8 protein-coding genes are annotated in these 9,426 nt (G+C 74.4%); 4 read left to right on the plus strand and 4 right to left on the minus strand.

Annotated features, from left to right (window positions below; translation table 11 throughout):
* Window positions 1–322 precede the first annotated feature (322 nt).
* Window positions 323–1,414 carry a hypothetical protein gene (locus tag DEF28_RS23495; RefSeq protein WP_114396740.1) on the minus strand — a complete coding sequence of 364 codons (1,092 nt, stop codon included), beginning with the start codon at window positions 1,412–1,414 and terminating at the stop codon, window positions 323–325.
* A 103-nt stretch (window positions 1,415–1,517) separates the two neighbouring features.
* A complete protein-coding gene (locus tag DEF28_RS23500) occupies window positions 1,518–3,251 on the minus strand; it encodes an NAD-dependent malic enzyme (RefSeq protein WP_233515501.1) in 1,734 nt (577 codons plus the stop codon).
* Between the two features lie 274 nt (window positions 3,252–3,525).
* Between DEF28_RS23500 and fabG the strand changes: the two genes are divergently transcribed.
* The 3 genes from fabG (at window position 3,526) to DEF28_RS23515 (ending at window position 5,948) form a co-directional block, all read left to right on the plus strand.
* Entirely contained in the window at window positions 3,526–4,230 is a 705-nt protein-coding gene (fabG, locus tag DEF28_RS23505; protein ID WP_114396742.1) for a 3-oxoacyl-[acyl-carrier-protein] reductase, read from the plus strand.
* A 68-nt stretch (window positions 4,231–4,298) separates the two neighbouring features.
* Window positions 4,299–5,063 carry an enoyl-ACP reductase FabI gene (gene fabI / locus DEF28_RS23510; protein WP_114396743.1) on the plus strand — a complete coding sequence of 255 codons (765 nt, stop codon included), beginning with the start codon at window positions 4,299–4,301 and terminating at the stop codon, window positions 5,061–5,063.
* 123 nt (window positions 5,064–5,186) lie between these two features.
* On the plus strand, window positions 5,187–5,948 hold the full coding sequence (locus tag DEF28_RS23515; RefSeq protein ID WP_114396744.1) for an SDR family NAD(P)-dependent oxidoreductase: 762 nt from the start codon (window positions 5,187–5,189) through the stop codon (window positions 5,946–5,948).
* 109 nt (window positions 5,949–6,057) lie between these two features.
* Here DEF28_RS23515 and DEF28_RS23520 read toward each other — a convergent pair whose 3' ends face one another.
* On the minus strand, window positions 6,058–6,732 hold the full coding sequence (locus tag DEF28_RS23520) for a TetR/AcrR family transcriptional regulator (RefSeq protein ID WP_199493481.1): 675 nt from the start codon (window positions 6,730–6,732) through the stop codon (window positions 6,058–6,060).
* 86 nt (window positions 6,733–6,818) lie between these two features.
* On the opposite strand from DEF28_RS23520, the gene DEF28_RS23525 reads away from it, so the two are divergent.
* Entirely contained in the window at window positions 6,819–7,607 is a 789-nt protein-coding gene (locus DEF28_RS23525; RefSeq protein WP_114396746.1) for a glucose 1-dehydrogenase, read from the plus strand.
* A 241-nt stretch (window positions 7,608–7,848) separates the two neighbouring features.
* Here the strand turns inward: DEF28_RS23525 and DEF28_RS23530 are convergent.
* A partial coding sequence (locus tag DEF28_RS23530; protein WP_114446230.1) for an ATP-dependent DNA helicase occupies window positions 7,849–9,426 on the minus strand: 1,578 nt, incomplete at its 5' end.

Below are 9,426 nucleotides of genomic sequence, written 5' to 3' on the forward strand. Positions count from 1 at the left end.
CATCCACCCGGTCCCTCAGCGGCCGGCCCCCTCCGCCAGCCCGCCCGCTGAGGGACCGGGTGGATGTGTGCGCCCCGCGCTGCCCGGCCCCGGACAGGTCGGCACTCCCGCCGCGCCGCCGAGCGGCCTGCCGCCGCCCCAGGATGTATTGACCATTGAGGTTGGTGACATACCGGACGGACGGTGGCAAGCGCCGACCGCGGTCGGCCGCGCCGGGAGCCGGACGCGCGCCCGTGGCGGGCGGAGGCGCCGTCGCCGGCGTGCGGCCGCGGCCTCGGACCGCGGCACCCGCCCGCTCAGCCGGCGGCCCGCCGGAGAGGGGTCATCCGGGCGGCACCGCCGGAAGCTCCGCGCGCGCGTCGCTGAGCAGCAGCAGGGCCCGCCGGGCGAAGGCGGCGGCGTCGCGCTCGGTGGGCGGGTAGGCGCCGGTCCGGACCATGGACGCCTGCCGTCCGAGCTGCCGGTAGAGCCCGACCAGGTGGCCGGCCGGCGTGCCCGGGCGGGCGCGGTCGAGGTGGCTGAGCAGTGCCTCGGCCGCGCCGAGGTGCCGCCGATCCGGCACCGGCAGACGGCGGGCCGCCTCCGCCAGCCCGTCCTCCACACGGTCGAAGCAGTCGAGTATCCGCTGCCCGGGGTCCCCCCGGTCCACCGACCGCGCCGATTCGATCGCCGCCCCCGCCGCGACCAGGGGGCGCAGCGCCGCACGGAGACCCACGACGTGCCGGGCCAGCACGCTCTGGTCGGGGGGCTCCCGGCGCGCGGGCGGCGGCTCGACGGCCGCGGGCGGCCGGTCCTCCTCGGGCCACGCTGCGGAGGCGGTCCGGGCGGCGCCGGTGCCGTTCCGCGGATCGGCCGGCTGCACGCGGGCGGGACCCGCCGGGCGCGGCTTGGCCGCCGGCGCGCCGTCGTGGACCGGGCCCGAGCCCGTCAACCAGCCGGGTTCGCCACCGCCGGACCGCTCGTCGGCACCGGGCGAAGGCGAGTCCGGGAGCGGCGCGCTCTGGGGGGCGGTCCGGGCCGGCTCCGGCCCGCCCTCCCAGGGCCGCTCGCGGGCAGGCGCCGTCGGCACCCCGTAGCGCTCCGCCCCCGCGTCCCAGGGGAACTCGGCCGGCAGGGGCGGGAGCGGAAGGCCAGCTGAGGGCCCCTCCGGTTCCGGCGTGACCGGCCCCGGCCCGGGGACGGCGCTCCAGGAGCCGCCGCTCCCGTCGTCCCCGGACCGCGCCAGTCCGTCGATCGCCTGGTCCGCCAGCGCGGCGCTCACGGCGAACTCGGCGCGCGCGCCCAGGGCCTCCGCGGACGTCATGCGGGTGAGTAGCTCGCGCAGCCGGTCCCGGAGCAGGAACGCCAGCACGACCACCACCACCGGCCACACCAGCACGCGGATGTACTCCAGGACCAGTTCCGCGATCTCCACCGATCTCCCCGCACCCCGTGACCGACGCGACGGGACGAGTCTGGCGCAACCGCGGGCCCTGCCGCCACACGGGCCACCGGCCCGAAGGGGCCGGCGGGCACCGTCAGGCCGCCCGCACCCGCTGGTACTCCGGACGCCACATCGCCTCCCGCACCCGCCGGTCCGCCTGGTCGACGGGGGCGCGCGCCACCCCCTCCCGACCGGCCTGCCCGGCCACCCGGGCGGCGACCGCCGCCGAGATCTCCCGGAGGTCGTCCACGGGCGGCAGCAGCGCGGCGCCCGGGCGGCCGAGGTCGGCCAGGTCGGCGACCGCCTCGGCGGCGGCCCGCAGCATGCCGTCGGTGACCCGCCGGGCCCGCGCCACCACCGCGCCCAGGCCGAGCCCGGGATAGACCAGCGCGTTGTTCGCCTGCCCGATGGTGTAGGCCACGCCGCCGTGGCGGACCGGCGGCACCGGGATGCCCGCGGCGACCAGCGCCCGGCCGCCGGTCCAGCGGACCAGGTCGGCGGGCATCGCCTCGATGCGCTCCGTCGGGTTGGACAGCGGGAGCACGACCGGGCGCTCGACGTGTGAGGCCATCTCCCGCACGATCTCCTCGGTGAAGGCGCCGGCCGCGGTGGACGTGCCGACGAGGACCGTCGGGCGCACCCGGGCGACGACCTCGGCCAGCCCGAGGCCGGGCGCGTCCGCGCTCCCGCCGCCCGCCTCGGCCGCCGGCCGGGCGTAGGGCACCTGGAAGTCGCGCAGGTCGGGCATGCCCTCGACCAGCAGCCCCTGCCGGTCGACCGCCCAGATCCGGCGGGTCGCCGCCTCGCGGTCGAGGCCGTCGCGGACCATCGCGTCCCGCAGCTGGTCGGCGATTCCGACGCCGGCGGTGCCCGCGCCGAAGACCGCGATCCGCTGCTCGCGCAGCGGTGTCCCCGTGATCCGGACCGCGCTCAGCACGGCCGCCAGCGTGACGGCGCCGGTGCCCTGGAGGTCGTCGTTGAACGTCGGGAGCCGGTCGGCGTAGCGCTGGAGGAGGCGCCGGCCGTTCGACGGCCCGAAGTCCTCCCAGTGCAGCAGCGCGCCGGGGAAGCGCTGGGTCAACGCCGCGACCAGCGCGTCGACGAAGTCGTCGTAGCGCCGCCCCCGCACCCGCCCGTGCCGGACCCCGAGGTAGCAGGGGTCGTCGAGCAGCCCCTGGTTCTCCGTTCCGGCGTCCAGCGCGACGGGGACCGCCCTGGCGGGGTCGATGCCGGCGGCGGCGGTGTACACGGCGAGCTTGCCGGCCGCGATGTCGCTGCCGCCGCCGACCCCCCAGTCGCCGATGCCGAGGATCATCTCTCCGTCGGAGGCCACCACCAGGTCAACGTCGTCGGCCCCCAGCCCGAGGTTCGCGAACGCCGCGTCGACGCCCTCCGGGTCGTCGACCGACAGGTAGACCCCGCGCGGCCGCCGGTACTCGTGGCTGTAGTGCCTGATCGCCGCCCCGATGGTGGGGTCGTAGACCACCGGCAGCATCTCGGTCAGGTGGTCGGCCAGCAGCCGGTGGAAGAGCACCTCGTTGCGGTCCCGCAGCGCCGCCAGGTAGACGTTGCGCAGCAGGTCGTCCGGTTGGCGGCGGTACTGCTCGTAGACCCGGCGCACCTGCGCGCCGATGCTGCTGACCGCCGGCGGCAGCAGCCCGGACAGGCCCAGCTCCGCCCGCTCCTCGGCGGTGAACGCGCTCCCCTTGTTCAGCAGCGGGTCCCGGATCACCGCCGTGCCGCGCGCGGGGGTGAGGAGGGTCCCGTCCGGCCCCGGCGTGAAGCCGCGCCCGGTGCTGCCCGGCTCGGTTCGGGTGTTCGACGACACGGCTGCCTCCCGGTGCGGCGGACAGGGGCCACCGGGACCGCCGACCGCCGTGCGGCGGCCGGCGCGCGCGGCCCCGCGCCCTGTGTCCCCGCCGGTGGGCGAGGGCATGGCCAACCGGTCGCAAAACCGTCGCCACCTGGGAGCGGACGGCCCCGGCGCGGACCGATGGGCGGACTCGGTTCGGGGTACCCGCTGGTAGCTCGATACCCTGCTGAGCGATCCACACGGTCGTTATGATCTTCGCTGCCCAGCAGCATCTTCGGAGGTGCCCTCTATGTCCCGCTCGGCACTGGTCACCGGCGGCAGCCGGGGGATCGGTCTCGCCATCGCCCGCGAACTCCAGCGGGGCGGTGACGCCGTCGCCGTGACGTACCGGTCCGGGGAGCCGCCGGAAGGACTGCTCGGCGTGCACTGCGACATCACCGACTCCGCGCAGGTGGACGCCGCGTTCAAGCAGGTCGAGGAGGAGCACGGCCCGGTCGAGGTGCTGGTGGCCAACGCCGGCATCACGAAGGACCAGCTGCTCGCCCTGATGAGCGAGGACGACTTCACCTCCGTCCTCGACACCAACCTCACCGGATCCTTCCGGGTGGCCAAGCGCGCGGTGCGCGGCATGATGCGCAAGCGCAGCGGCCGCATCGTGCTCGTCTCCTCGGTGGTCGGACTGCTCGGCTCCGGCGGGCAGGCCAACTACGCCGCCTCCAAGGCCGGGCTGGTCGGTTTCGCGCGCTCGCTCGCCCGGGAACTCGGCTCCCGCAACATCACCGTGAACGTGGTCGCCCCGGGCTTCATCGAGACCGACATGACGGCCGCGCTGCCGGAGGAGCGGCAGGCCGAGATCAAGAAGAACGTGCCGCTGGGCCGGTACGGCTCGGTGGACGAGATCGCCAAGGCGGTCGGCTTCCTCGCGAGCGACTCCGCCGCCTACATCACCGGCGCGGTCATCCCCGTCGACGGCGGACTGGGCATGGGGCACTAGAACCCGGACCACCCGCGCCCGCCCCGGCACCGGCCACCTTTCTAGTAGCAGCAAGGACGAAAGACTCCATGGGAATTCTCGACGGCAAGCGCATCCTCGTCACCGGGGTGATCACCGACAGTTCGATCGCCTACCACGTCGCCCGGCTCTGCCAGGAGCAGGGTGCCACGGTGGTGCTCACCGGATACGGTCGGCTCAGCCTGGTCGAGCGGATCGCCAAGCGGCTGCCGGACGCCCCGCCGGTGCTGGAGCTCGACGTGACGGACACCGGGCACCTCGACAGCCTGGCCGACCGGATCCGGGAGCACGTCGACGGCATCGACGGCATCGTGCACTCGATCGGCTTCACCCCGCAGGACGCGCTCGGCGGCAACTTCCTCAACACCGAGTGGCAGGACGTCGCCACCGCGCTGCACACCTCCGCCTACTCGCTGAAGGCCCTCACCATGGCCGTGCTCCCGCTGATGGAGAACGGCGGCTCGGTCGTGGCCATGGACTTCGACGCCACCGTCGCCTACCCCGTCTACGACTGGATGGGCGTCGCGAAGGCCGGCCTGGAGGCGACCTCCCGCTACCTCGCGCGCTACCTCGGCGACCAGAAGGTGCGCGTGAACCTGGTCTCCGCCGGCCCGCTGAGCACGATGGCCGCGCGCAGCATCCCCGGGTTCGACGAGCTGGCCAAGGAGTGGCCGCAGCGCGCGCCGCTCGGGTGGGACATCACCGACCCCGAGCCCGCCGCTCGCGCGGTCGTGGCGCTGCTGTCGGACTGGTTCCCGGCCACCACCGGCGAGCTGGTGCACGTTGACGGCGGCTTCCACGCCATGGGTGCCTGAGCAGGCCCCGACCGGCCCCGCGGGCGCCCCTCGTCGCGACGACGTGGGGCGCCCGCGCCGTCCTGCCCGGCCCCGGCCGGGCCGGCCCGACGCTGACTGAGCTGAGAGAGGCAGGAACGCACTATGGACCTCGGACTCGACGGAGCGAAGGTCGTCGTCACCGGAGCGAGCCGCGGCATCGGCCGGGCGATCGCGCAGGCCTTCGCCGAGGAGGGCGCTGACCTGGCCGTCTGCGCCCGCACCCGCGAACCGCTGGAGCGCGCCGCCGCGGAGCTGCGGGCCACCGGCCGGCGGGTGCTGGCCGAGCCGCTGGACGTCGCCGACGAGGCGGGGCTGCGCGGATTCGTCGACCGCGCCGCCGCGGAGCTGGGCGGACTCGATGCCGTGGTCTCCAACGTCTCCGGCGGCAGCAGCACCACACCGGACCAGTGGGAGCGCAACTTCGCCACGGACCTGCTGCCGCTGGTGCGCATCGCGGAGCAGGCCGAAGGGCACCTCGCGGCCTCCGAGCGCGGCGGCGCGATCGTGGCCGTCTCCACCACCTCCGCCCTGCACGTCACCGCGCCGTCCGGCCCGGGCGCCTACGGGGCCCTCAAGGCGGCCGTGAACCACCACCTGGCCGCGCTCGCCCGCACGCTGCCCGAGAAGGGCATCCGGGTCAACACCGTCTCTCCCGGCCCCATCGAGTTCGAGGGCGGCGGCTGGGCCCGCCGCCGCGAGCAGCAGCCGGAGTTCTACCACTCCATCCGGTCGCGCATCCCCTACGGCCGCCTCGGCCGGCCGGAGGAGGTGGCGCGCGCGGTGGTGTTCCTCGCCAGCCCGGCGGCGAGCTTCATCACGGGGGCGAACCTGGTCGTGGACGGGGGATTCCTGGACCGGGTTTAGTGCTCTGGAGCTCCGGCACTGTGGGGCGACCGTGTACTCGACGGGGTCGAGGGCCCGCCTGTGCGGGAGGCAGCAGGTGGTGACGCAGAGCGGGGAGGCACCTGGTGTCTCAGGCGCCGTGGGTCCCCGGCGCGCCGTATCGGGCGAGCATGGTCAGCACCGCTTGGTCGACCGCGTTGGTGATGGCGGAGTCGTCGGGCTCCCAGCGTGCGAGCAGCATCCGCGGCCAGAACACGTAGTTGGAGATCATCCCGAGGAATTGGGTCGCCGCCATCTCCGCATCGTCAAGCCGGGCTGTACCAGCGGCGTTCTCCGCCGCCAGGTAGCGGCGGACCGATTCGAAATAGGGCATCTTGCCGAGCTCGAACTGGGTCTCGCCGAGCTCCGGGAAGCGCGGCACCTCGGCGATGACGATGCGGAAGAGAGCGGCCATGCCTGGCTGGGTGAGAAGCGCAACGTATCGGCGTCCGATGGTCTCCAGCCCTGCGCGGAGGTTCCCTGGCTCGGGGAGGGGCGCCTCCTCCTCGTCGGCCTTCCAGTATTCGGTGACGATCGCCTCGAACAGGGCCGCCTTGGTGGTGAACTGCTTGAACAGAGTCGCCCTTGACACTCCGGCCGCCTCGGCGATGCGGGCCAGCGAGGTGCCGTCGTAGCCGGAGTCGAGGAACAGCTTCGTCGCTGCCTCGATGATGGACGTCCGCTTCTGCGCTGCCACGCGCCGGTGGTATTCCGAAGGCTGTGCCGTCATGCCCTCCAGTATGCCTCTCGTTACGAGGTGAGTCACTTGACTCGCCCGCAGTCCGGCCCTTACCTTGAGAGGGAAGATGAGTCACTCGGCTCGCCATTAATGCACGTCTGGAAGGAAGCATCATGGGACGCTTCGAGGGCCAGACCGCCATCGTCACGGGCGGCAGCGGGGGGATGGGCAGCAGTCATGTGCAGGGCTACCACGCCGAGGGGGCGAACGTCGTCATTGCCGGCCGCGACGACGACGCCGGCCGCGATCTCGCGGCTCAGCTCGGTCATCGGGCTCTGTCCGTTCACCTGGACGTCGCCAGCGAGGACGACTGGGCGGCGGTGGTGCGAGAAGCCGAACGCCGCTTCGGGCCGATCACCATCCTGGTGAACAACGCGGGCGTCCAGAACCCGGCGGCCCCCATCGAGCACACCGAACTCCGTACCTGGGAGCACACCTTCAGCGTCAACGTCACCGGCCAGTTCCTCGGCATCAGGGCCGTGGCTCCGTCGATGCGGAGGGGCGGTGGCGGAACCATCGTCAACATCGCCTCGACCATGGCTCACGTCGGCACGGCGTGCTACGCCCCCTACACCGCCAGCAAGTGGGCCGTGCGCGGGCTGACCAAGACGGCCGCGCTGGAGCTGGGACGGGACAACATCCGGGTCAACTCCATCCACCCCGGCGTCGTCTCCACACCGCTGGTCAACGAACCCACCGTCGCAGGCCAGCCGGCCATCGCCGACTTCTACTCGCCCGATCCCTTCGCCATCCCCCGCCTCGCCGAACCCTCTGAGATCACGCGTCTGTTGCTCTTCATCACCTCCCAGGACGCATCTTTCGCTACGGGCTCGGAATTCGTCCTGGACGGGGGCCTGCTGCTCGGCCCTGCACTCCCACCCGAAGCCGACATCGCAGCGTGAGCCGGCATCGCGGTACGGAGCGGGTAGTCGGGGCGCCCATCCTGTTCAAGGCGAAGTTCATGCTGACGTGGCACCCAGGGCACGTGCCCAGGACTGTGACGCGTCCACGTGAAGAGGCTCTGGAATCGATCTTCGGAACGGGACGGCTCGACGGGTGATGACCTACGACGTGAAGGTCATACGCGAGGACCGGCGATGGGGTGCGGTCGTCGCAGGGGTGCGTTGACATGAAGTCGAGCTGTCACCCCTCCCGCAGCACGTCCACCAGCCGGGTGTAGCGCGTGACCGTGGGAACCTCCCGGACCCCCTGCGCCAGCGCGGGTCCGGCCGCGTGCACGATCGACAGGTGGCGCTCGGCGCGGGTCACCGCCGTGTAGACCTGCGGGCGGGACCAGCGCACCTCGGGGGGAAGCACCGCCACCACGGCCGGCCAGCCGGTTCCGTTGGCCGCGGCGATCGTCATCGCCCAGCCGTGCCGGAGGGTGCCCGGCGCGGAAACCGGCACCGCCGTCCCGTCGGCCAGCTCCACCACCGCGCCGTCCTCGCCCGTCTCGCGGAGCCGGCCGACCTCGCCCGCCAGGTGGCCGGGGCCGGCGGCGGCGAACAGGACGCGATCGCCCGGATCGAAGCCGTGCCACGCGCCCGGGCCGGGGTTGAGCCGCGCCTTGCAGGCGGCGTTCAGCGCGTCGGCTCCCGCCTCGCCGCCGCGGGTGGCGGTGACGATCTGCACCTCGTCGGCGGCGATGCCAAGCGCGCGCGGAATGGAGTCGGCGATCAGCTGGACCGCGCGGTGGGCCGCTTCGCCCGCCGAATCCGCCGGGACCACCACGACCTCGCGGCCGGGAGCGGCCACCTGGGCCAGTTCGCCGTCGGCCACCGCGGCGGCCAGCCGCGCGACCGGGCCGGGATCAGGGGCGTCCGGGAGCGCGGCCACTGCCGCGGTGCCCGAGGCGGCCAGGTCCGCGGCCACCTGTCCGGGCAGCGCCGACGGCGCCAGAGCCGGGTCGGCGAGCAGCACGAGGTGGGTGCCGTCGGCGCAGGCGTCCACCAGCGCCGCCGCCTGCTCGACGTCCAGCGCCATGGCGCCGGCCACCACCACCAGGCCCGCCTCGATCGGCCGCTCCGCGCCGCGTCCGTGCCCGCCGCCCGCACCCGTCTCCAGCAGCCGTGCCAGCGAGACCACCTCGGGGGCGTCGCCGGGCAGCACCGCGCGCAGCGCCGCGGCGGCGCGGGCCGTGGGGGCGGCGACCGCGACACCGACCTCGCTGTCCGCCGCGATCGCCGCGGCCCCGGCGACCACCTGGCCGACCGCGGCCATGGCCGCCGGGCCGTGCGTCAGCACGCAGACCCCGCGCAGGGCCAGCGTCACCAGCGCGGCGGCGGTCTCCGGCGCGATCTCCACCCCCAGACGTGCGCCGAGCGCCTCCACGGTCTCGCGCGCCGTCGCGGAATCCATGATCGGCTCGCTGGTGGCGAGCAGCCGGACCAGCCCCTCACCGAGGTCCTGTTCGGCCAGCCCGACCCGGGCCAGCCCGTAGTGGCGGTCCGGCTCCGGCATCTCGGGCGCCTCGTCGCCGGTGAAGTCCTCCGCCCCGGAGTCGGGGAACACCTCGAAGGCGAGCACGTCGCCGTCGTCCAGCGCGGCCGTCATGGCGTCGTCGGGCGAGCGCACGCCCATGGAACGCAGCGCCCCGGCGAGCCGCGCCTCCTCGATGGCGGTGTGGCCCTCGCGCGCCGCGCGGTGGAGCAGGTGCCCCACCACCGCCCGGCCCCGCCGCGGGTCGTCGGGCGAAGCGGCGTCGCCGAGCAGCCGCCGCGC

The sequence above is a fragment of the Marinitenerispora sediminis genome (assembly GCF_003336425.1).
GTDB lineage: Bacteria > Actinomycetota > Actinomycetes > Streptosporangiales > Streptosporangiaceae > Marinitenerispora > Marinitenerispora sediminis.